We start from the raw sequence: 22,229 nt of genomic DNA, 5'->3' as shown, positions 1-22,229 counted from the left end.
GCTCAATGGAGGCCGCCGTGGGGGACGGTGCGAAAGCGCGCAGGGTGTACGAGGACGCCGTGGAATACCTGTGCCGCAATGTCGGGGAACTGCGCCCGCTGATCGCCTCCGCCGTCTGGGAGTCGGCCCTCCCGGTCGTACGGGACGCGGAACCGGCCGGCACCGAGTGGCGGGACGCCGTACGCGCCCTGCACGACGCGGTCGAGTCGGCCGGCATCCCGAACGGGCTCGGACTGCCCGCCACCATGGGCGTGGGCGACTGGCCCGGCGCCCCCACACCGCGGTCGACGGGCTGGGTCTGCCCCACCGGCCGCTGCGCCAGGGTCGAGCTACGGGACACAGCCGCCACCGAGACGCCGACCTGTGCGCTGGGCGGCGGCGACCCGATGCGCCTGGTGGGCGGCTGACGACGATGGGGCTCCTCGTCGAACTGCAGAAGCGGATACCCGACGGCTGGTTCCTACGGCGGCTGCTGCCCGCCGCGCTGTTCGTCGTGGTCGCGGTCGTCGGCGGCGGAGAGCTGGGCCACACCCACTGGAACGACATCGCCCTCGCCCGCGAACGGATCGCCGCCGCGCTCCGCATGAGCGGCGGCATGTCGTCGGACGCCGTCGCCTCGCTGGTGCTCTTCGCGGTGCCGGTGGTGGGGGCCGCGTTCGCGGTGCCGTACGCCGCGGCCGGGATCGGGGCGCTGGCGTCCGGGGCCTGGCCGTGGTGGCTGATGCCGGTGGGCCGGCGGCTGACGGCGTGGCGGATACGGCACTGGGCGGAGCCGGACGCGCTGGCCAGGGAGTCCGTACGGGCCCGTGCCGCGGGCCACGCCCTGCGCGCCGACCGGCTCGACGCGCGCGCCGCCCGTGACAGAACCGCCGGCCGGCCCGAGTCCCCGACCTGGTCGGGCGACCGGTTCCGGCTCACCGAGGCGAACATCAGAAGGGAGACGGGCGGCGACGTCGTACACGGCTGGACCGCACTGCTCCTCGGGGCCGCCGACTCACCCCGCGCCGCCCTGGCCGAGGCCCGCGATGCCTACGACGCGGCCTGCGAGTCCCTCGCCTGGAGCACGGCGTTCACGATCCTCGGCGCGTGGTGGTGGCCCGCGGCCCCGATCGGCGTCCTGCTCGGCCTGGCCTCCTGGCGTTCACTGCGGCACGCGGTACAGGCCCTGTGCCGCACGACGGAGGCGGCGTTCACCCTGCGGGAGCCGGGCGGGCCCGGCCAGTTGGGTCAGCCGGGCCAGTTGGGTCAGCCGGGTCAGCTGGGCCAGTCGGGTCCGTCGGGCGGGCCGGGCCAGCCGCGCGGGCCGGGTCCGTCGGGCGGGCCAGGCACGTCGGGTGAGCCGGCCACCCGGCCTTGACGTCGCTCCCCGGCTGACCTTCACGGCCCACCAGTCGGGTGGGCCCGGCCGCGCACGCCTCCATCGCCGTCCGACGGCCCGAACGGACGTGGCTCACGGACGACTTGGCACCCTCTGCCCATCCGTCCGGGCGGCGTGATGCCGTCGTACGCGTTCGGCGCGGATCTTGTGGCGGTCGCCGCAGGTGCGCGGAATCCCTCATAGGCTCCGCGCGTGCCGATCATGCGAGAGTTATCCACGGATGCACATCAACACCTCCGGTTCGCGCTGCTCGGCCCGCTCCAGGCGTGGCGCGGTGACACGTGTCTGGAGCTCGGGCGGATACGGGAACAGGCCCTCCTGGTCGCTCTGTTGCTACGACCGGGCAGGACGGTCAGCCGGCAGCAGCTGCTCGACGGCGTATGGGGTGCGGAGCCCCCTGGCACGGGCGACAAGGTGATCCCGGTCTATGTGCACCGGATACGCCGGAGCCTGGACGCACCGGGAAAGAGCTCGGCGGATTCCGTGATCGACACCGTCCGCGGCGGCTACCGCTTCGCCCCGGGCAGTGCGCGTGTGGACGTGGCGCGCTGGGAGGAGATCGCCGCCGAAGGGCGTGCGGCGAGGGAGGCCGGAGACCTGGACGCCGCGGTGGACGCGTGGTCCACGGCACTGGGACTGTTCCGCGGCGAGCCCTTGGCCGGAATCCCCGGACCGTTCGCGGAGTCGGAGCGGCTGCGGCTGGCCGAGCAGCGGCTCGGGCTGGTGCAGGACAAGGTGGACTGCCAGTTCCGGTCGGGACGACACACCGAGACGCTGGCCGAACTGTTCTCCCTGACCACGACCCACCCCAACAACGAGGCGCTGGCCGCCTTGCTCATGCGTGCCCTGCACGCCTGCCACCGGCAGGCCGACGCGCTGGACGTCTACACCGCGATGCGGCGTCGGCTGGTGGACGAGCAGGGAGTGGAGCCGGGCACCGCACTTCGACGGGTGCACGAGGCGGTCCTCCGCGGCGACGACACACCGGCACCGCGCACGCCACGGCCGGCTCGCCGGATGCGCCGAGTACGCCATGAACTCCCCGTCGAAATAGGCAACTTCATGGGACGGGACCGGGAGCTCGACCTTCTCGTCGCGCCCGCCGACACCCGGGTGGTGACCGTCCGGGCGGTGGACGGCATGGCCGGAGTCGGCAAGACCGCCCTGGCGGTGCGCGCGGCACGAGCGCTGCAGGACCGGTACCCCGACGGCTGCCTGTTCGCGGAGCTGCACGGGCACCGCGAGGACCGTGAGGAGGCGGGGTGGCAGCGGGTACTGCGCCGGCTGCTGCGGGTTGTCGGTGCCGGTGAGGGGGAGGACTCCGAGGATCCGGACGAGTTGGCCGCGTCATGGCGGGCGGCGACCGCTTCCCTTCGGCTGCTCCTCGTACTGGACGACGCCTCCCGCGCCGAGCAGGTACGGCCACTGCTGCCCGCTGGATGCGGCAGCCTGGTGTTGGTGACGAGCCGCCGGCGCCTGACGGGGCTGGACGCGGACCGCAGGGTCTCCCTGTCCCCTCTCGGCATCGACGAGGCGGCGGGACTGCTCACCCGTATCGTCGGCGGCGAGGGACACGACCGCGAGCGGGCGGCCGTCCGCGAACTGGCCACGCTGTGCGACCGGTTGCCGCTGGCGTTGCGTATCGTCGGGGCCCGGATCCAGGACCGCCCGCCCTGGGAGGTGGAAGCCCTGGTGGCGCGGCTGACCGACGACGAGCACCGGCTCGACGAGCTCGCCGTGGAGGACCGCAGCGTCGAAGCCGCGTTCCGGATCTCCTATGCCCAGCTCCCGGCCGTCGAGCAACGGGCCTTCCGCGCCCTGGGCGTGTCGCCCACCGTGCGGCTCGACCGGCTGACACTGGCCGCCCTGCTCGGCTCGGCGCCCGCCGACGCCGGGCACGCGCTGGAGAGCCTGGCCGACGCGAGCCTGGTACAACGGGTCACCGCCGACCGCTACCGGTTGCACGACCTGGTGGCGGACTACGCCCGCCGCGTCGCCGCCGCGTCCCCCGACGAGGTGGCGACGGCCCGCAGCGGAGTGTTCCTGCTGTACGTGGCCGCCGCCCGCCGCGCCAGCGACTGGGGCCCCTCGTCCTTCCCGACCGGCCCGCGGGGCACCGGATTCTTCGCGGACTGGGAGGAGGCCACGATCTGGCTGGACGCGGCGGGCGGCGAACTGGTCGACGTGATCGGCCAGGCGGTGGCCGCGGACCGGCTGGACGACGCCTGCTGGATCGCCGAGGGCCTGGTCGACTACCTCACCCGGCAGGGCCGGTTCCACGAGTGCCGCACCGCGCTGGAGACCGTGCTGCCGATGGTCGGTCAGGCCGCCGACCGCCGGATGGACTCCGCGCTGCGCACCGGCCTTGGCATTATGTACGGGCTGCAGGGCCGTTACCGGCAGGCCCGCACCTGGTTCACGGAGGCACTGGAGATCGGCCGCCGGGCCGACGACCCACGTGAGCAGGCCAGAGCCGCGGCCGGTCTCGGGACCTTCGCCAACCTGGAGGGGCGCATAGCCGAGTCCATGACCCATTTCGCCGAAGTCGCCCGCCTGGCCGGGCAGGCGCAACACGACGACTGGCTCACGGGCTCGGTCGCCACCCGTGTCGGCGACATCCACCACCAGCTCGGAGAGCACGACAAGGCGTACGACCGCTACCTGGAGGCGATCGCCCTCGCCGAGAAGACGGGCAGCCCCAGGCTCCACGGCAAGACGCTGCTCCGCCTCGGAAGCCTCCAACTCGACCTGGGCCGGCCCGCCGACGCCGTAGGCACCCTCGGCAAGGCCGAGGACCTGGCCCGGCGGCTCGGCGACGTCCCCCTCTACTCCGCCGTCCTCGGCAGGCTGGCCACAGCCGAGGCGGACCTGGGCAACCCGGAGGCGGCCGCCGAACTCCGCCGCCGCTCCCGCGCGGTACTCGACGAGCAGACCGGCACCGGGCCCGAGACCGCCGTACACCACCGCCTGCTCTGGCACGGCGCCGCGGCGGAGGACCTGGCCGGGGCACGCGACTTCTTCGACCGCGCTACGGCGCTGCCCGCGACGGATGCCAACCGCGCGAGGATCTCGCGCGCGTTGGACGACCTCGGCCGTCGGCGGGGTCCGGACGTGGGAGATGCGTAGGCCTGGTACGGAGTGAGTGGCGGCGGCCAGGTCCGGTCCGGGACGGAGGGGTGGTGGAGTGGTGGCGGTCCGGCCGAGATGTGTCCTCGGTCGGCCGGACCGCCGCTCCCCTCCGGGATCTGACAGGGCCCCTACCCGGGGGTCCCGTCAGAGTTCCGCCACTTGATCCCGTCACCGCCGTGCTCGGTGGCCAGGGTCTGGGTTATGACGTTGCCGGCCGTCGGGTACAGCGGGTGCAGCTTGAAGTAGCCACCCGCGTTCAGGAGGGACGCGTCGCAGATCGGGTCGCCGTGGATGCAGTACCGTGCGACCGGAATGCCGTTGAACTCCGCCGGACCTGCGCCCGCGGAAGTGAACCCGGGCACGCCCCAGCCCTTCGGGATCTGGGCCGCGAGACCGGTGCCGGGCTGCATCGGGTCGGCGTAGAGCATGCCGTCGACCTGGGAGAACGGGATGCCGGTGCCGCCGCCCGCGATGGTCTGGAGCACCTGGTCCGCGGCCTGTGCGCCCTGGGAGTAGCCGCTGATCGTGATGGTCGCGTCCGGGTGGTCGCGGTGGGTGTCCTCCGCCACCCTCAACGCCTCCTGGTAGCCCTGTTGCACGCTGGAGTCGTAGTTGGGGGCGGTGAGGGCTTCGGGGTGGAACTGCAGGGTGGTGAGGTCGAGGAGCGAGCCCGTGGTGCCGATGAACGGACCGGCGGTGGCCGGATAGCACACCAGGATCGCGGTGGAGCCGGGCGGGAGGGTCTTGTTCCCCTCGTTGTAGGAGGAGGTGGTGGTGGGACAGTCGGGAGTGGACGCCGTAGGACCGGTGCCGCCGATCTCGATGTAGTAGTGCTCCGCGTCGGCCGCGTGCGCCGCCGCGGGGAACGCGACGGCGGCGCCGGCCGTCAGCGCCGCCGCTATGGCCGCGGTGCGAACTGCTCGCGCCATCCTGCTTGTTGTCGACATTGCCTGAATCTCCCCCTGGGGTCGTGGATGTGCCCGGCAACGAACACAGCAGACGCTAGGCAGGGCCGTTCACATCGCGATGACATACCGATGACTGCGCTGGTGGCGCGGCTGTCGCGCACTGCTGCCGCGTCCGCTTCGACGACACGATCCTGCGCTGCTCCTCGACGACGATGAACGCGCGCGCAACGTCGCCCGACACAGCATGGAGGCAGACAAAATGACCACACATCCGCACCCCGTCGACCATGAACTCATCCAGGCCGCAGCCCAGGTCGCGCGCACTCGATGTCGCGGCGACAACCACACCATGGCGGCCGCGGGCCGCGCCCGGGACGGACAGATCGTCACCGCAGTGAACGCCTACCACTTCACCGGAGGCCCGTGTGCCGAGTTGGTCCTCATCGGCGCGGCGGCTGCCCAGGGCACTTATGAACTGGACACGATCGTTGCCGTCGGCGACCGCGACCGCGGGGTCGTTCCCCCGTGCGGCCGGTGTCGCCAAGTCCTTCTCGACTACTTCCCGTCTCTGAAGGTCATCGTCGGCGCAGGCGACCGCCTCCGGACCGTCTCCGTCACTGACCTGCTCCCCGAAAGCTACGTCTGGGCCGACCACCAACTCGACGCTGAACAAACCACGCCGACACCACGCAGCACGAGCTGACGCCAGGCAGCAACAGGGCGAAACGTCGCTTGGGGCGTTCCGCAGGCTGCGCAGCCCCGTTGCTCCCCGTCGGAGACCGTGGTGGCTATGTGACGTTGACGCCGTGAGCTCGGGCGAGTCCGTCGAGGCCGTCGGCCCAGCCCTGGCCGATGGCGCGGAGTTTCCAGATGTGCCGGCCGTTGGTGGTGTGTCGGTAGAACTCGGCGATGGCCATGGCGCGGACCTCGGGGTCGGCGGGTGGCTGGAAGGTCCAGGCGGCCCCGGTGACGCAGTCCATGTACAGGGCTGCGTGGCTGAGGGCGCCGCAGGCCAGGCCGGTGTCGACGTCCATGTTGACGGCGACTGTGACGCGCTGGATGTGGGCGGGCAGCGCGGTGAGGTGAAGGGAGGCGCGTTCGACGGTGTGGGGACCGTCGGGCTGCTTGCCCAGCAGACGGGCTGCGCCCTGCGCGGCAGCGGGCTGGTTGTAGAAGACGAAGTCCTCATCGCAGGTGACCCGGCCGTGGGCGTCGGTCAGGAAGAGCGTGAGGTCGGCGTCGGCGCCGGCGAAGCTGAAGGCGATGAGCAGCCCTTGGCAGGCCTCCTCGGGCAGCACCACGTTCTGTCCCGGCGCGAGCGCGAGCGCGGTCGCGGGGGCGCGGTTCGGTAGCACGGGGGTGTGGGGCGGCGCCGCAGGAGCGGGCGGGGGCGCCGTCAGGCATGTGGTCCGGGATTTCCACTCGGCCAAGGAATGGATCCGGTAGTGATCCGGTAGGGGAGCCGAGTACGCGTCAGGGGTGTTGGCGCGCAGGTCTCCGTCGAGGCCGGCCAGGCTCCCCTCGCCGGAACCGGCGTCGTCCTGGGCGTGGTCGAGAAGGCTTTGCAGGCCGGGCAGCCGACTGGTGTCCAGGGGTTTGACGGTGTTGGACAGGTTCCCGGAGGCGGTGGTGGTGACCGAACAGGCGACGTCCTGGCCGATGTCGAGGAACCGCAGCGCGTCGGTCGTCTCCCGCCAGGGGCCGGCTTCGATGGCCTGGCGCGGCCAGCGGCCGTAGGCCACGAATCCAAGACGCTGAGTGTTCGGCAGACGTGTGAGCACGGCCAGGTCAATGGCGGTGATCCCGGGCGCGACGGCGAAGGCTTCTTTGAGCGTGGCAACGATGTTCGACCCCATGGAGGTGAGCCACCACAGGGTGCGGTCCCGCTTGCTGAGGGTCTTGAGAGTGGGGCGCCCGCTGGGGGTGACTCCTGGCATCTGATCGGGCAGCGAGTCGATGTCCTGCTGCCGTATCACCACAGACAGGACAGCCCCGTCGACTCCCACCGCGCAGCCCGCGGCAGCGTTGTCGGAGAAGGCGTAGTTGACCGCCTCGCACACGGTCTCCTCGTCGTTGGCGACCAGGGCCTGCCACCATTGACCGGCCGCGGCGGTCAACTCGCCGTACACGGCGTGCAGTCGAGCCTCCTCGGCGGCCAGGTAGGCCGGGGCGTCCTCCTCGGCCCTGCGCCTGGCCGCGGCCCGCTCGGACCGGGCGAAGATCCCGAGCCCCGCGAGGTGATGGGCCTGTGCCTCTGCCAGGGCCCAGGCCAGGCTGAGCTGCGGGGGCCCGGGCACCACCGGTGGCGTGGCCGGGGTGAAGGACTGCAGGTGGACACTGGTCGTCTGCTGCCGCAGCTCCGTCAACCGGGCGATCGCCGCGTCCCGTTCCGCCTCCTGCTGGGCCCGCTCGGCCTGCCGACGAGCACGCTCCAACTGGGCCGCCGACGGGGCGACGGCCCGCGAGCGGGTCGTACTGGTGCGGCGGCGCCCTCCGCCCAGGGAACCGGAGGCAGAGAACGGGCCCGCGCCCGAAGCGACCCGCGTGCCGCCACTGCCCACGCTGACACGCGCAGCCCGGGGCCCCACGGAGGCGCGTACACCCCGGGTCGAGACCCGCACACTCATCCCCGGCACACCCACACGAAAGCCGAAACCCATGGTCCCTCTCCGCTCCTGCCTTCCTCACGCCAGGCACACTGCTCCCGACGTGACCACGCCGCTGCCCACTCGCGCGCGGGCTGCCCGACACGACTCATGAGGACTGGTGAGCCGACGGGCGCCTGCTACTTGTAGAAGACGGCGACACCGCCGTGATGGGAGCACGCGCCCTGGTGATGAGCGGCGTAGCTGTAGGTGCCGTCATTGCACAGGGCGGTGGCCCCTGCCGAATCGGCCGCGCCGCCGGAGCTCGACGAGCCACCCGATGACGAACCACCGCTGCCGCTGCCACTGCCCGAGGAGCCAGAACTCGACTCGTGCGTGGCCGCCGACGTCGGCTTGGCCGTCTTGGTCACGGTGACCGTGGGGGCAGGCGCCGCGGACTTCGTCACGGTGACCGTCGGGGCCGGCGCCGCCGACTTGATGGCGGTCGCCGTGACGGTGACCGAAGGGCGTGGCCCGGGACTGGCGGCGCTGGAACTGCCGCCACCGAACGCGGCACCGACCGTGAGCAGCACGAATCCGCCGACCCACACGCGCTTGCGCTTGTGCAGCGGACGTATGTCGGGCATACGGACAGGCTCAGGTGGACGGACAGCCCACGGCCCGGGCTGGTACTGGCTCACGCGATGATCCCCCCAAACGAACACCCGGACACGCGCCACGGGCAGGGGAGTACTTTACAAAACATCCCCACAATCTCCACAAGCCCCTTGGGCATCCTGAATGCCGGGTGATGACCGCGGTGACACTGCGGCGGCTGCCCAGGCCACCGCTGCCACAACTGCCGGCGCCGAGGCTGCCGGACCATCCGGCGCCGCGGACCAGCAGCTGGCCGGGGGAGCGGCGCTCAGCGAGCAGTGTGCCGACTTCAGCCGGTGTTCCCCGGCGCGGCGACACCGCCGGCGCTGCCGGGGATCGCGCGCTCCTGGGCACGAATCCTTGCGAGTTCGTCATAGAGCTGAGCCAAGGCTTCGGAGCGTTGGTCAGGAGGCAGGACGGCAACGCGGTCAACTCGATCGACGAGGCTGGTGTAGCGGGCCCGCATGCTGAGGTGCCAGCGCCAACGAGAACCGAAGTCGAGGGCACGCAGTAGTGCGATGAGGAACGTGGCCACGCCGGAGGCCGCGCGCGCCCATGGGGAGAAGCCGGACGGGAGGATGGTGGCGGCTGGTTGTCGCGGCCAGGGCGAGGCCCGTTCCCGCGTTGTGCCAGGCCGAGTCGATGCGCGCTGCGCGTGCATGCGGTCTTGCGGCCCTTTGCACCGTGGTACGAAGATTGCCCGCGGCCTGAACGAGCGCGCTTTCGTCGGCAGCAGTCATGCGGTCCCTCCCCGTGGACGGCGATGGATGTTGTGTCGGCAGTGGTCTCCGACATACCCAGTTCTGGCCTTACAGTGTCGGGCCGACTCGCCACCGAACTGCCCCCGGCGACCCTTGCCCGCACCCTCGGCGCCGACGTCACAGTCGCCGTCAAGTGACAGCGGGCCGCCGCCGACGACGGGAGCACCTACGCAACCGACGTCAGCCAGCGGCTGTCACGTCAGAACTTCGGAACCGACGAGAGGGAAGGCACGACGATGGGCACCTACGTGTCGATCAGAGGGTGGCTGGAGTGCGACGAGCCACAACTCGCCGCCATCCAGGAGATCATCGCCGCACACGACGACAGCCACTACACCAACGGATGGGGCTCACCCCGTCGGCACGTCAACTGGATCCACTACATCTTCTACGGCGCCGACATCCGTGAGTCGGCCCTCGACTGGTTCACCGACCAGATCCAAGCGATCGCCAAGATCCCCGCCTCCGACGCCGACGGAGACCTCGTCCGGGGCCTGTTCCTCGCCAGCCACGAAGTCGAGGGGATGACCGAATGGCAGGTCCGCGACGGTCAACTCTTCATCACACCGGCGCAGATCAGACACCGCTACCTTGACGATTAGCCCCAGGAATGGGACGAATTCCTCCGCCACTTCGAACGACGCAAGGTCGCCCCTGCTCACCGGTCCCGTCTGCCGGCGCGACGTGCGCCAGCCCGGTCAGGATGCCCCTCGGCGCGCCCGGCCAGGAAACCGCCGAGTGCCGCTGCCGACCCGAGGTCGTCGGGCTCCGATCGCGCCGCGATCGCGCCCGGGAGATACGGCACCACGCACCAGGACCACGGGTACTGAGCCGTAGGCCGCCCGACACGCACCGGTGCCGGCACAGGCAACGGCAGGCGGCAGGCGGCGGGCACGAGCACTGACCTTCGGGGTGCCGGAGAACTCCTGAATGCCGTACCCATATGCGGGCAGACCCGGCGCCCTCTTCAGTCACGGTGCCGTAGACCCCTGGTCAAGTGCCGGTCATGGATTGTGAGGGTGGGCCGACGGGGGAGTACCGTGGACGCGGATTTGATAAGACACCTCGTTCGGTGAGGCGTCTTCACGGACACAGGCCACTGATCCCACCCGTCGAGAGACGCTCCGGATCAGGACAGGTCTCCCCGGCCCAAGGGGTGACCCCAAGTGGCTTCCCCGTACCGCTACGGGGATTACGCCGTGGAGTGCCAAAGCTCTGACGAGTTGGGGTGTGCCGGGCGCAGTCGCCTGGTTCCCCCTGCCGTACGGCCGTGACCTCGTGCATGGCCGCGACCGGGAGGAGGCGAAATTGGACAGTAGTCCGGGCCATAGTCGGCCCCATTCCGTGTTGTCCTCGCCGTCCTTCCGCGGCCCGGGGCAGCCCGTCCTCTCCCACTGAGCCAACCCGCCCGGTCCCGTCGTAGGCCCGCCGGGCGTGGCGGACCCCCGTATGCCCGATTCCAGGGAGAGGCTGCTGTCCCGGCCGCCCGCTGCCCCGTCATCCCGGGGCAAGGGGGTGTTCACCATGTCCGTCAACACTCTGCTCATGTCCACCTCAGCCCGGCTGCGCGACCGCCGGGTCACCCTGGAGCGTCGCGCCACCGCCTCCAAAGCCGTCCGCACCTCACTCGTCTCGCTCGCCGGCCTGATCGGCGGCCCGGCCACCAACCAGGCCGGTGAAGAGGTCGGCCGGGTCGTCGACGTCGTGGCCCGGCTGTACGGCGAGGAGTCGTATCCGCCGGTCACCGGGCTGATCCTGCGCATCGGCCGACGCCACACCTTCCTCGCCGCCGACGCCGTCGGCAAGGTGCACGCCGGGCACGTACGACTGCGTACCGCCCGCGTCGACCTGCGCGACTTCGTCCGCCGCCCCGGCGAGGTGCTGCTGGCCCGCGACGTCCTGGACCACCAGCTCGTCGACGTGGACGGAGTGCAGGTCACCCGGGCCGCCGACCTCTACCTCGCACCCCTGGTGGACCGGGTGGTGCTGGTCGGCGTCGATGTCTCCCTGCCCACGCTGCTGCGCCGGCTCGGCCCGCGCCGCTGGCAGGCCCGCCCCACCCCGGAACGGGTGCTGGACTGGCAGGCGGTGGCCCCCTTCGCCGAACAGGCCACCGACGGCCCTCCCGAGGTACGGCTGCGCGCGTCCCGGACCGCGCTGCACCGGCTGCGCCCGGCCGACCTCGCCGACATCCTCGAAGACCTCGGCCGCAGCGAGCGCCAGCAGCTGCTGGACTGGCTGGAGCCGGAGCAGGCCGCAGACGCCCTGGAGGAGATGGAACCGGCCGAGCTGGAGAACCTGCTGCGCGAGGCCGCCCCCGAGCACGCCGCCCGGCTGGTCGACGAGATGGAACCGGACGAGGCCACCGACGCCCTGCGCGACCTCACCCCCGAGGAACGCGAGAACCTGCTGCGCCGGATGCCGACCGGCGAGGCGGCCGAACTGCGCCGCCTGCTGACCCACCGAGAGGGCACCGCGGGCGGCGCCATGACCACCCTGCTGGTCACCGCCCGCCGGGACGAGACCGTCGCCGAGGTACGAGGACGGCTCGCCGAACAGGCCGAGCACCGCACCGAGATCGACGCCGTCGCCGTCCTGGACGAGACGGGCCGGGTGGTCTGGGACATCCCCCTCTTCGACCTGGCCGTGGCGGAGGACACCACCCCGGTGGCCGACGTGGTGGCCTGGCTGGTCCAGTTCGGCCCGCCCGTGGTCGTAGCCCCCGACACCGCCCTGCCCGACGCCGCCGACCAGCTGGTCGCCGCCCGCGCCTCCTCCCTCCTGGTCGCGGACGAGAACGGCCGCCCGCTCGGCCGGATCCTCGCCGACGACCTGCTCGACGCGATGCTGCCCGAGCGCGGCCGCCTGCACTTCCGGAGGTTCCTCCAGTGACCCACGAGCCGGACACCATCACCGCCCCCACGGCTGCGGACACTCCGGCGGCGCGTCGCACCGGCTGGCGGCGCATCACCATGGTCGCGGCGGTCGCGGGCCCCGGCCTGGTCGCCGCGAACGCCGGGAACGACGCGGCGGGCATCGCCACCTACGCCTCGGCCGGCTCCCAGTTCGCCTACGGCACCCTCTTCTTCATGGTGCTGGTCACCATCGCCCTCGTGATGGTCCAGGAGATGGCCGTCCGCCTCGGCGCCTACACCGGCAAGGGCCTGGGCGCCCTGATCCGCGAGCAGTTCAGCCTGCGCCTGACCGCCCTCGCGGTCTTCTGCCTCCTGCTGGCCAACACCGGCCTGGTCGTCTCGGAGTTCGCGGGCATCGGCGCCGCCTTCGAACTCCTCGGCGTACCCAAGTGGGCCGTGATCCCGCCCGCCGCGATCCTGCTCTGGGCGCTCGTCCTCTTCGGCTCCTACCACTGGGCCGAACGCATCTTCCTCATCATGTCGCTGGCGTTCTTCGCCTACCCGGTCGCGATGATCCTCGGCCACCCGCACTGGGGTGACGTCGGCCACCACCTGATCGTCCCGCACGTCGAGCCCAGCAAGGACTTCATCCTGCTCGCGGTCGCGTTGATCGGGACGACGGTCAGCCCGTACATGCAGTTCTACGCCGCCGCGGGCGTCGTCGACCGGGGCGCCAAGCCCGCCGACTACCCCCTCATCCGCGCCGACGCGATCCTGGGCGCGGTCTTCGCCTGCGTCATCAGCCTGACGATCATCATCGCCACGGCGTCCGCCATCGGCGGCACCGGCCCGCTCAACTCCGCGGCCCAGGCCGCCGAGGCCCTCAAACCCGTCGCCGGCCAGAACGCCGAACTCCTCTTCGCCCTCGGCCTGATCGGCGCCTCCGCCCTGGCCGGCGCCGTGGTGCCCCTCTCCGCCAGCTACGCCATCGGGGAAGCCGCCGGCGTCGAACGCTCGGTCTCCCGCAGCTTCCGCGACGCACCCCTGTTCCTGGGCCTGTTCACCGCCCAGATCGTGCTCGGCGCCACCGTCGCCATGACCCCGGTCGACGTCATCCAGCTCCTCATCGGCACCCAGGTCCTCCAGGGCCTGATCAGCCCGATCGTCCTCGTCTACCTGCTGGTCCTGACCAACCGCCGCTCGGTCCTCGGCAGCGCCGCCAACAGCCCGCGCTACCGCGTCGCCGCCACCGCCGTGGTCGTGGGCGTCGCCGGCATGTCCACCATCCTGCTGGTCCAGACAGTGCTCGGCTGGTTCGGCCTGGCTTGAACCACCGAGGACCCACGCTGCCCCAGGCACTCAGCAGCACCATCAGCCAGATGTAGGAGCCTTCCGCCTGTCGGGAGTAGCCGGAACCCGCCGTTTCAGTGCCGGCGATGTCGGGGTGTCCTCGATCGTGATCGTGGTGTCGTGCTCCACGAGACGTCGTACGACGGCCCGTTCGTCGGGGGTGTTGTTGGGCTGGTGCAGGGTGAGGGCCAGGGACCCGTCGGCGAGCCGGAAGACCATTCCGTGGCCGCCGTCCGTCGGCCACAGGGCGTGCTCGTCCTGCGTCCACGGGCCGGTGATCCGTCCGGAGGCGGAGTGGGCGGGGCCCATCGCGTAGCCCTGCTCACCGTGACTGGACCAGAGCATGACGAGGTGGCCGCTGCTGAGGCGGAAGAGGAACGGCCCGTCCGTCACGTAGGCCGGGAACCGCTCCGACACCCCGGGCAGGGGGCGGGTCCAGGGGGCGTCGGACGCGTTGAAGAGGAAAACGGGTGTTCCGGTGGTGTGCCGCAGGTCCTCGCTGAGGCGCTGCGCGAAGACCGCCCCGTCGTGGATCTGGGTCCACTCGTGGCAGTACACGATCCAGGGCGCGCCGGACTCGTCGACGTGCAGGGTGCCGTCGAGGCACTGCCACTTGCGTGGGGTGACGGCTCCCTCGCTCCAGGGGCTGAACGGCCCTTGGGGCGTGTCGCCCACGAGGATCTGTGTGCCGCGGTAGCCGTCCGGAGCGGTGAAGGTGGCGAACATGTACCAGCGGTCCCGGTACTCGTGGACCTCCGGGGCCCAGAAGGAGCCCTCGCTCCAGAACCCGGCGGGCGGCCTGAACGCGGCGAACGGGCCTTCCCAGTGCAGGAGGTCGGTGCTGCGGTAGGTGTCGAAGCCGATACCGGGGCCGTCCCAGATGTTCGGGTCGGTGCTGCCGTAGAGGTGGTAGGTGGAGGTGGCCCGGTCGTGCAGGACGAACGGGTCGCGGATCTGGATCCGGTCGAGTGTCAGGCCCCGTCGCACGGGTTCCGGGACGGCCGTGGCCGGCTCCTCCCCGGTCACGAGCCGCCCGCCGTTTACCGAGCGGACCAGTCCGTCCACCAGGGGCTGCGAGATCTTGCCCTGGCTGAGTTCCACGAGCCGGTCCAGGGAGAACACCCGGGCCGGTCCGAGATGGGAGACGTCCTGGCCCAGCCGGGTGAGCAGTTCCCGGATCAGGGGGCCGCCGGTGGGGTCCTCCAGCCAGTCGCCCAGGGTGCTCCGGCCGGTCAGTGCTGTGCTCACGCGTCGTTCCTTGTCTGGGAGTTGGGGATACGCCCGGCTCACGGCCACGGAACGAAGCCCTCGTGCCGTACCGACCACCCCTCCGCGGGGAAGCCGGGACACGGGCCGTCCGCTCCGTCCCAGCCGGCCGCCATGAGGGAGACGGCCGTGAGGAGGGAGCCGTTGGAGGGGAGGTAGACCGGCAGGAGGCTGCCGATCTGGGGGGTGTGCCCGGTGGGGAGGTAGTGGTTCTTCGGGGTCTGCATGAGCAGGGCGTCCACGGCGAGGTCGGGGCGGCCGACGCGGGTCGCGGTCATCGCCATCACCGGGAAGTCCCAGCCCCAGGCGCTGTTCCACTCCCAGTCGTCCAGGACGTCCTGGAGCGTCGCGGTCATGACCGCCGGGTCGACGAGCGGGGTCTCCGGGACGAAGCCGAGGGCGCACAGCAGCGCGGGGTGGTCGTCGCGGCGCAGATACGGCTCGGTGGCGACGGCCGTGTACACGCCGTCGCGCCGGTGGGGGAGGGCCAGCCCGTCCTGGACGCGCTGCCACTGCTTGTCCCGTTCGCGTCCGGCCCGCTCGCGCCAGCGCTGGGCGATCTCCAACCCCCACCACCAGTAGGCGAGTTCGAAGGTCGGGTCCTCGGTGGTCGTCGCGTCGTAGAACTCCTGGGCGGGGACCAGCGGCGCCGGCAGGTGGTAGGTGCCGTCGCGTTCCTCGACGAAGGAGGCCATGAACGCGGCGGTGTCCTCTACGAGTTCGGCGAAACGCGACACCAGGTCGCTCTCGGGGCGGGCCCGGTGCAGCAGTTCGAGGAGGTAGAGGGGGTGGGGCTGCTGCCAGAGCAGGAACACCCCGATGTCCGAGGGGCTTTCGCGGCCGTCGGGGCCGGTCTGCTTGGGCCAGCGTGCCCCCTCGTAGCGTTGACGGCGGGCGGTGGCACGGGCCTCGGGAAGGATGGACAGGTACCAGTCGAGGCTGCGTTCGAGGAGTTCGGGGCGGCCCCAGGCGGCGAAGTGGGCCGCGTGCCACCAGTGCATCTCCAAGTGGTGCTTGCCGTGCCAGGAGTTGGTGATCAGCCCGGTCTCCTGCGGCGGCAGGGTGCCGGAGCAGTTGACCGCCGTGAGGTACTGCGAGAGCACCACCCGTCGCTCCAGCTCGGCGGCGCGCGGATCGGTGCTGCCGGTGAGGTCGATCGCGGCGCCGGAGGTCCAGAAGTCCTCCCACCATGCGGCCGAGCCCGCCGCGAGTGCGGTGAAGTCGCCTTCAGCGGACGGGACTTCGCCCTCGGGGGAGAAGGATGCGACGAGTTCGAGCGTGTCCGAGTCCGTGGTCAGCAGGTATTCGTGCGGGTTCTCCGTCGGTCGTACGACACCGGCCGACCAGGTGAGCCGGACGGTGTACGTGGTGTCGTCGAGGGTCCGGCGCAGGACGCACCCGGTGCCGGTGACCTGGTCGAGCTCGGTGCGGTGGCGCTCCGGCGAAGTCCAGTCGCTCGTCTGGAAGAAGCCGTCACTCGCGTAGGGGAAGCGGATCACCACGCCGGCCAGGCCGTCGGCGAGCAGTTCGGACTCGATCCGGAAGGCGACGCGGGCCCGGTGCGGGTCGGCGACGGTGGTGACCGCCGTCTCGTGGTCGGCGTAGGTGAAGCGGCTGCTGATCGTCCCGGTCCACAGGTCCAGGCACTGTTCGGTGTCCCGCAGGGCGTCGGGGCCGGTCTCGGGCTCGGCACCGGGGGCGGGGCGCAGCAGGAGGCCGACATGGCCGAGGTCGAGGCGTTGCGGGTTGGCGCTGAGCCAGGCTCCGGGGCGCATCTCCTCGGGCAGGTCGCCGCCCATCATCGCGGCGATCCCGAACCTGTCGGGGTAACTCACCTTCCCCCGGGCCGTGTTGTGCTCGGACATGGCGTCCGGGAGGGTGAAGCCCTCGGGGTTGGGCATGGCGTGCCAGCCCCAGGTGCTCATCGTCGCGGTGTTCACGGCGAGCCGGCGTTCCGCCATCGCGGCGCCCTGGTCGTGGTACGCCGGGAACGACTGCATGCCGGTGATGTCGCACGAGTAGGCGAAGTCGCCATTGCCGACGGTGAGGACGTGGGCGGCGTTCGACTCGGTCAGCCGGACGGTGTGCCGGCGGACCAGCGATTTCCTGTCGATCAACGGGTTTTCCTTATGCGACGGTGCTTGGGCTTCATTCGACGGTGATGATGGCTTCGACCGGCTCACAGCCCGGGGCGGTCGCCAGGACGCGGATCTTCCCGGTGCCGGTGGGTCGTACGACGGCCAGGGCGCGGCCCTCGTAGGTGCGCCGTTCGCTCGCGCCGAAGCGTTCCTCCGACGCGGGGGCGGCACTGCCGAAGCCGACCAGTTCCCCGGAGCCGGAGACCTCGACGGAGACCGGGCGGTCGGCGGCGGTGTGCAGGGTGCCGTCGGCGTCGGCGAGGGCGAAGGTGACGTAGGCGAGGTCGCCGCCGCTCGCCTGGATGACCGGACGGTCGGCCTCGGCGGTCAGCCGTACAGGACCGTTGGCCCACCGGAGGCTGGTGCGACCGGTCTCGACGCCGTCCCGGTAGGCGACGGCGACCAGCTCCCCGGGGACGTACACGACCTCGAACTCGGTACGGAAGCGGTGCTCCGCGCCGACCGGCCGACGGCCGAAGGAGTTGCCGTTGCCGAGGAGTTCGACCTCGTCGGCGTCGGAGTACACCTCGACGGTGATCGGTTTGCCCTCCCAGCCGGGCCAGGTCCAGCTCGCGATCGAGTCGCTCCAGGCCCAGGGGCCGCCGATGGGAGTCAGGCCGTGGTTCTCGGGGCGTCGGACGGCGATGTAGGGCTCGGTGCGCAGGCCGAAGACGATCTCGCGGTAGTAGGAGGCGGGCCGCCGGTGTCCGGTGATGTCGAGGTCGCCGCAGCCCGCGAGGAGGTGGGGGAAGGGGGCGGTGTGTTCGGGGCGCGGGTTCTCCGGCGTCGCGAACTGGGGGCGGCCGATGCCCACTTCGCCGAGGTAGTCCCAGCCGGTCCAGGTGAAGTCGCCGATGACGTGCCCGTGTTCCCGCACCAGCTTCCAGTTGCCGTCGATGCGGGTGGGGAAGGTCTCGGTGCCCAGGATGATCCGGTTCGGGAACAGTTCACGGTCGAGGGCGTAGCGGGCCTCGGCGTAGTTCATCCCGGCGACGTCCAGGACGGCGAAGGACTCGGCGGTGCGCCGGGTGACCAGGTCGGAGGCGCTGACGTAGTTGATCATGTCGCCCGCGTCGGCCATCTGGGAGTTGATTCCCCCGCCCGCCGCGGAGTCCTGGTTCTGCTGTGCACGCAGGGCGGCCAGTTCGGACATCACGGCGAGGAAGCCGTTGACGGCGTTGGTGACATAGCGCGTGGAATCGAGGGAACGGACCTTCTCGGCGAGTCTGCGTCCCCATGCGGCGCCGACCGCCGACCCGGTCTCGGGGATCTCGTTGCCGATCGAGTACATGATGACGCTGGGGTGGTTGTAGTCCTTGGCGACCATCGCCTCGACATCGCGCTCCCACCACTCGGGGAAGTGCAGGCTGTAGTCGAAGCCGTTCTTGGCGGACGTCCACACGTCGAAGGTCTCGTCGACCACGAGCATGCCGAGGCGGTCACATGCGTCGAGCATGGCCCGGCTCATCGGGTTGTGGGACATCCGGATCGCGTTGAAGCCGGCGTCCTTCAGGAGCTGCACCCGCCGCTCCTCGGCGCGGGCGTAAGTGGCCGCACCGAGCGGGCCGTTGTCGTGGTGGACGCACGCCCCGCGCAGTTTGACCGTACGGCCGTTGAGTCGCAGCCCCTGCTCGGGGTCGAGGCGGAGCGAGCGGATCCCGAACGCCGTGCCGTCGCTGTCCACCGGTTCGCCCTCGAAGCTCAACGCGACCTGGCAGCCGTACAGCCGGGGGCTGTCCACGTCCCACAGGCCCGGCTCCCGCACGTACAGACGGGAACGGACGACGGCGTCCTCGCCCGGCAGCACGGTGACCTTGGTGGCGTCGCCGGTCACGGTGTTCCCCGAGGAGTCGCGCAGGTTCACCGCGACGTCCAGGGTGCGGATCGCGATCGAGTCGTTGCACACCCGGGTGGCGACCTCGACCACCGCCCGCTCGCCCTCGACGTCGAGCGTGGTGACGCGGATGCCGTCCGGGACGATGCGCACCAGGTCGCCGGTGAGCATCCAGACGGGGCGGTAGACGCCGGCGCCGGTGTACCAGCGGGAGTCCTGGTGGGCGCGGGCCTCGACGCGGATCTCGTTGTCGGCGCCGTAGCGCAGGAAGGGGTCCGCGTCGACGATGAACTGTGAGTATCCGTAGGGACGTTGACCGGCGTAGTCGCCGTTGATGTGGACGGTGGCATCCCGGTAGACGCCCTCGAACTCGAACTGGACGCGTCTGCCGCGCAGGTCCTCCGGGACGAAGAACGTCTTGCGGTACTCGAAGACGCCACCGGGGAAGTAGGCGCCCGCACCTCCCTCCATGGTCACCTCGCCGTCCGGGGCGACCCGGTCCTGGCCGATCATCGCGTCGTGCGGGAGCGTGACCGGCTCGAACGGGGCCACGGGGCCGGACAGTTCGGCGAAGGGGTTGACCTTGCGCCGGGTCTGCCAGTCGTCGTTGAAGGAGGTGCGGATCATTGCCTGCCTTTGGTGTGTTCGGGAGAGGGGAGGTTCAGGCCGCCTGGCCTGCTTCGACCGCGTGGCCCGCTTCGGCCGCGTCGACGCGGTGGGCCTTGGGGATGAGCGCCACCAGCACGGCACCGAGGGCGCACGCTCCGGCGACCAGCAGGAAGCCGTTCGTGAAGCCGCCGTCGAGGTAGAACTGCGTGCCCTTCATGACGACGCCGTCCTGGGCCATCACCGTGAAGACCAGCTGGCTGACGATCACCTGGATCACGCTCTGGACCAGCCACTGGGAGCCGTTGGCGAGGGCCTGCTCCTCGGGTGCCACCGACTCGATGACCATGATCGGCAGCACGGAGACCACGAGGCCCATGCCCGGACCGGAGATCACGCCCAGAAGAACGAAGTGCCAGACCTCCGTGTGGAGTTGGGAGGCGACGGCGTATCCGGCGGTGGTCAGGGCGCCACCGACGGCGAGCAGGATCCGGGTGTCGACACGACGGGCGAGCCAACCGGTGAGGACCGCCGTGGCGATCACCAGGACGCTGATCGGTGACTGGACGGTGGCGCTCTTGGTGACGGACCAGCCCAGGCCGTCGGACATCGTCGGGATGTGCGGCATGAGGGTCAGGAGCATGGTGACGGTGCCGACGGCGAAGGTGGCGCCGGCGCCCACCGAGGTGGCCAGGAAGACGGTCCAGACCCGGCGGCGCCTGATCAGTGGCAGCGGGAGCAGCGGGTCGGCGGCGCGGGACTCGTAGGGGAGGAACAGCAGCACCGCGAGGGCGCCGAGGCCGATCCAGGTCAGGGTCCTGCCGCTGGACCAGCCCCAGGCGGAGCCCTCACCGATGCCGTAGACGATCGAGCTGAGCCCGCCGCCGAGCAGCAGTCCGCCGATCCAGTCCATCCGGCGGGCCGCTTCCCGGACCGGGCTCTCGGGCACGCACAGCAGCTGGAGCAGCAGGCACACGGTGGTGGAGGCGACGATGAACCACAGGGCGCCACGGAAGCCGTGGTGGTCGATCAGCCAGGCCGACAGGAACGGCCCGCCGAGGCCCACCAGGCCGATGCTGGCGGCCAGGACGCCGCTGGCCGTGCCGACCAGTCGGCGCGGGAAGATGTCGCGGGCCAGGGCGTAGGCGATGAACACCGTGGCCCCGTAGGCGCCGGCGAGGACGCGTCCGGCGATCAGCGTCGAGTAGTCGGTGGCGAAGGCGGCGATCGCGTCGCCGAGCAGACCGACGGCGGTGGCGACGACCAGGACGCGCTTCTTGCCGTACATCGCGGCGGCCTTCATGGCGAACGGCGTCAGGAAGGTGCCGAGCAGTGCGGAGCCCAGCGTGAACCACGCGATCTGCGTGGTGCGGAAGTGGACGGCCACCTCGGCCTGCGAGTTTCCGGCGAGCAGCCCCGCGACGGGGTTCAGCGCGACGGTCCACAGCAGGGCGACGAGCGCGAGGAGATGCCGGGAGGAGAAGCCTGTCTTCTCGGCCTGTGCGGTGCCGAGGGAGGTCTCGGTGGATGACATGGGGTGCCTTTCGCGGCTCTGTGAAACGTTTCAGTCGGAGCGTGACGGCTCGCTGTCGATGGGGAGTGGGGAAGGGGGTTCGGATTCTTTCGATCACTTTGGGTTAGTGATGCGCATCAGTGACGCGCGAAAGTAGAAAACATCAGTGCGCCCACGGCGGCAAGATGCCGGAAGGTAACGAGCTGATAACGCCGGTCGGTGTCAGGAGGAGAGGCGCTGGACCAGCCGCAGACTGGCACCGGGTCCGCCCAGGACCATGCGCCGGCCGGTCAGACCGGCCGCCACGGCCTCCGCACGGTGCTTGCCCGCCTCCTGGAGGTCGAAGTAGACCGTGGAGAGCGGGGGCGCCGCGAAGCGGGCCATGGGGATGTCGTCGGCCCCGACGATCGCGAGGTCGTCCGGCGCGGTCAGCTCCATCTGGCGCATGGCGGCGAGCAGGGCGATGGCGTGCTCGTCGTTGAACGCGCACACCCCGGTGACCTCCTCGTCCTGCCACCGCCTCACCACACGGGCCAGCGGGGCGATCTCCAGGTCGGCGGCGCCGAGCGCGAGCGGCGGCGCGATGCCCGCGTCCGCGCACGCCTCGGCCACGCCCTGGAGGCGTTCCTCGCCCATACGGCGGAATCGCGCGGGCGAGGGCAGCAGATAGCCGATCCGGCGGTGACCGCGGCCGATCAGATGCTCGGCCTGCATGCGGCCCAGCGGCGGCATGGCGGACAGGTGGGCGTCGGTCGGCGGCAGCACGACCCGCACCCCGAGTCCGTGCAGGGCCTCGACGGTCGCCTCGTCGAAGCCCTCGAACCCGAGCACCGCCGAGGCGCCGACGGTGGCGCACACGTCCGGCAAGGGTCGGCCGCGCTCGGCCTCCAGGTGGGTGACCAGGGTCAGGCCGTGCTCGGCGAGGGCGACGGTCAGCTCCTCCACGAAGCGGCTGATGCTCGGGCCGATGGGCAGATCGGGAATGGACAGCAGCACGATGTCGCTGCGGCCGGCGGCCAGCGCGCGGGCGGAGGCGTGCGGCCGGTACTGGAGACGTTCGGCGGCGGCCAGCACCCGCTTCCTGGTCTCCTCCGGGATCGTCTGCCCGGGCCGGTTGTTGAGCACGTAGCTGACGGTGGTGCGCGAGACACCGGCCGCCTCGGCGACATCGGCGCTGGTGATCCGTTTCGCGGGGCGTGTCATGACCCTCTGATCCGTCCGAACCGTCGGCGCGCCGGCGCGCGCGTCC

General features: G+C 71.3%; 17 protein-coding genes and 1 riboswitch. Of the genes, 7 read left to right on the top strand and 10 right to left on the bottom strand.

The window, feature by feature from the left end:
* Positions 1 to 17: 17 nt before the first annotated feature.
* From AB0D85_RS45010 to AB0D85_RS45000, 3 genes are all read left to right on the top strand, one after another.
* Positions 18 to 407 (top strand): hypothetical protein, encoded by a 390-nt coding sequence (locus AB0D85_RS45010; protein ID WP_362334761.1) that lies wholly within the window; start codon positions 18 to 20, stop codon positions 405 to 407.
* Between the two features lie 5 nt (positions 408 to 412).
* On the top strand, positions 413 to 1,357 hold the full coding sequence (locus AB0D85_RS45005; protein ID WP_362334758.1) for a hypothetical protein: 945 nt from the start codon (positions 413 to 415) through the stop codon (positions 1,355 to 1,357).
* Between the two features lie 222 nt (positions 1,358 to 1,579).
* On the top strand, positions 1,580 to 4,504 hold the full coding sequence (locus AB0D85_RS45000) for a BTAD domain-containing putative transcriptional regulator (RefSeq protein WP_362334934.1): 2,925 nt from the start codon (positions 1,580 to 1,582) through the stop codon (positions 4,502 to 4,504).
* 131 nt (positions 4,505 to 4,635) lie between these two features.
* Here the strand turns inward: AB0D85_RS45000 and AB0D85_RS44995 are convergent, their stop codons facing one another.
* Entirely contained in the window at positions 4,636 to 5,436 is an 801-nt protein-coding gene (locus AB0D85_RS44995) for a PE-PPE domain-containing protein (protein WP_362334755.1), read from the bottom strand.
* Positions 5,437 to 5,674: 238 nt separating this feature from the next.
* Here AB0D85_RS44995 and AB0D85_RS44990 point away from each other — a divergent pair, with 238 nt between their 5' ends.
* Positions 5,675 to 6,118, top strand: a complete 444-nt coding sequence (locus AB0D85_RS44990; protein ID WP_362334752.1) for a cytidine deaminase — start codon at positions 5,675 to 5,677, stop codon at positions 6,116 to 6,118.
* 85 nt (positions 6,119 to 6,203) lie between these two features.
* Here the strand turns inward: AB0D85_RS44990 and AB0D85_RS44985 are convergent, their stop codons facing one another.
* The 3 genes from AB0D85_RS44985 to AB0D85_RS44975 all read right to left on the bottom strand — a co-directional run bounded on the left by AB0D85_RS44985 (position 6,204) and on the right by AB0D85_RS44975 (position 9,192).
* A complete protein-coding gene (locus AB0D85_RS44985) occupies positions 6,204 to 7,976 on the bottom strand; it encodes a TerD family protein (protein ID WP_362334749.1) in 1,773 nt (590 codons plus the stop codon).
* Positions 7,977 to 8,200: 224 nt separating this feature from the next.
* Positions 8,201 to 8,647 (bottom strand): DUF3761 domain-containing protein, encoded by a 447-nt coding sequence (locus AB0D85_RS44980; RefSeq protein ID WP_362334746.1) that lies wholly within the window; start codon positions 8,645 to 8,647, stop codon positions 8,201 to 8,203.
* 299 nt (positions 8,648 to 8,946) lie between these two features.
* Complete coding sequence (locus AB0D85_RS44975) at positions 8,947 to 9,192, bottom strand: hypothetical protein (protein WP_362334743.1); 246 nt, start codon at positions 9,190 to 9,192, stop codon at positions 8,947 to 8,949.
* A 462-nt stretch (positions 9,193 to 9,654) separates the two neighbouring features.
* Between AB0D85_RS44975 and AB0D85_RS44970 the strand changes: the two genes are divergently transcribed.
* Positions 9,655 to 10,020 carry a hypothetical protein gene (locus AB0D85_RS44970; protein WP_362334740.1) on the top strand — a complete coding sequence of 122 codons (366 nt, stop codon included), beginning with the start codon at positions 9,655 to 9,657 and terminating at the stop codon, positions 10,018 to 10,020.
* 56 nt (positions 10,021 to 10,076) lie between these two features.
* Here AB0D85_RS44970 and AB0D85_RS44965 read toward each other — a convergent pair whose 3' ends face one another.
* Positions 10,077 to 10,361, bottom strand: coding sequence for a phosphotransferase (locus AB0D85_RS44965; protein WP_362334737.1), 285 nt, complete (start codon positions 10,359 to 10,361; stop codon positions 10,077 to 10,079).
* A gap of 114 nt (positions 10,362 to 10,475) precedes the next feature.
* A riboswitch (M-box (ykoK) riboswitch) is annotated at positions 10,476 to 10,653 on the top strand.
* Positions 10,654 to 10,942: 289 nt separating this feature from the next.
* Here AB0D85_RS44965 and AB0D85_RS44960 point away from each other — a divergent pair.
* The gene (locus AB0D85_RS44960; protein WP_362334734.1) at positions 10,943 to 12,310 is read left to right on the top strand and encodes a CBS domain-containing protein; all 1,368 of its coding nucleotides are present in this window, start codon (positions 10,943 to 10,945) and stop codon (positions 12,308 to 12,310) included.
* Complete coding sequence (locus tag AB0D85_RS44955; protein WP_362334730.1) at positions 12,307 to 13,602, top strand: divalent metal cation transporter; 1,296 nt, start codon at positions 12,307 to 12,309, stop codon at positions 13,600 to 13,602. Before AB0D85_RS44960 ends, AB0D85_RS44955 begins: the two co-directional genes overlap by 4 nt.
* Before the next feature lie 42 nt (positions 13,603 to 13,644).
* On the opposite strand, the gene AB0D85_RS44950 is transcribed toward AB0D85_RS44955, so the two are convergent.
* From AB0D85_RS44950 to AB0D85_RS44930, 5 genes are all read right to left on the bottom strand, one after another.
* On the bottom strand, positions 13,645 to 14,871 hold the full coding sequence (locus tag AB0D85_RS44950) for a glycoside hydrolase family 43 protein (protein WP_362334727.1): 1,227 nt from the start codon (positions 14,869 to 14,871) through the stop codon (positions 13,645 to 13,647).
* A gap of 38 nt (positions 14,872 to 14,909) precedes the next feature.
* Positions 14,910 to 17,006 carry a hypothetical protein gene (locus AB0D85_RS44945; protein ID WP_362334725.1) on the bottom strand — a complete coding sequence of 699 codons (2,097 nt, stop codon included), beginning with the start codon at positions 17,004 to 17,006 and terminating at the stop codon, positions 14,910 to 14,912.
* Positions 17,007 to 17,037: 31 nt separating this feature from the next.
* Positions 17,038 to 19,488, bottom strand: a complete 2,451-nt coding sequence (locus AB0D85_RS44940) for a glycoside hydrolase family 2 TIM barrel-domain containing protein (RefSeq protein ID WP_362334722.1) — start codon at positions 19,486 to 19,488, stop codon at positions 17,038 to 17,040.
* A 34-nt stretch (positions 19,489 to 19,522) separates the two neighbouring features.
* On the bottom strand, positions 19,523 to 21,001 hold the full coding sequence (locus AB0D85_RS44935; protein ID WP_362334719.1) for an MFS transporter: 1,479 nt from the start codon (positions 20,999 to 21,001) through the stop codon (positions 19,523 to 19,525).
* A 201-nt stretch (positions 21,002 to 21,202) separates the two neighbouring features.
* Positions 21,203 to 22,183: a LacI family DNA-binding transcriptional regulator gene (locus AB0D85_RS44930; protein WP_362334715.1), complete on the bottom strand. Its 981-nt coding sequence runs from the start codon at positions 22,181 to 22,183 to the stop codon at positions 21,203 to 21,205.
* Positions 22,184 to 22,229: the final 46 nt, after the last annotated feature.

This window comes from Streptomyces sp. NPDC048277 (genome assembly GCF_040652235.1).
Classification (GTDB): Bacteria; Actinomycetota; Actinomycetes; order Streptomycetales; family Streptomycetaceae; genus Streptomyces.
Note: the sequence above shows the minus strand (reverse complement) of the source record. Positions and strands in the feature narration are given on the sequence as shown.

Excerpts from the sequence above, each read along its gene's own strand:
- AB0D85_RS44990 (WP_362334752.1), top strand. The coding sequence starts at position 5,675 with ATGACCACACATCCGCACCCCGTCGACCATGAACTCATCCAGGCCGCA.
- AB0D85_RS44960 (WP_362334734.1), top strand. The coding sequence starts at position 10,943 with ATGTCCGTCAACACTCTGCTCATGTCCACCTCAGCCCGGCTGCGCGAC.
- AB0D85_RS45005 (WP_362334758.1), top strand. The coding sequence starts at position 413 with ATGGGGCTCCTCGTCGAACTGCAGAAGCGGATACCCGACGGCTGGTTC.
- AB0D85_RS44970 (WP_362334740.1), top strand. The coding sequence starts at position 9,655 with ATGGGCACCTACGTGTCGATCAGAGGGTGGCTGGAGTGCGACGAGCCA.
- AB0D85_RS45000 (WP_362334934.1), top strand. The coding sequence starts at position 1,580 with ATGCGAGAGTTATCCACGGATGCACATCAACACCTCCGGTTCGCGCTG.
- AB0D85_RS44940 (WP_362334722.1), bottom strand. The coding sequence starts at position 19,488 with ATGATCCGCACCTCCTTCAACGACGACTGGCAGACCCGGCGCAAGGTC.
- AB0D85_RS44930 (WP_362334715.1), bottom strand. The coding sequence starts at position 22,183 with ATGACACGCCCCGCGAAACGGATCACCAGCGCCGATGTCGCCGAGGCG.
- AB0D85_RS44935 (WP_362334719.1), bottom strand. The coding sequence starts at position 21,001 with ATGTCATCCACCGAGACCTCCCTCGGCACCGCACAGGCCGAGAAGACA.
- AB0D85_RS44965 (WP_362334737.1), bottom strand. The coding sequence starts at position 10,361 with ATGGGTACGGCATTCAGGAGTTCTCCGGCACCCCGAAGGTCAGTGCTC.
- AB0D85_RS44980 (WP_362334746.1), bottom strand. The coding sequence starts at position 8,647 with ATGCCCGACATACGTCCGCTGCACAAGCGCAAGCGCGTGTGGGTCGGC.
- AB0D85_RS44995 (WP_362334755.1), bottom strand. The coding sequence starts at position 5,436 with ATGGCGCGAGCAGTTCGCACCGCGGCCATAGCGGCGGCGCTGACGGCC.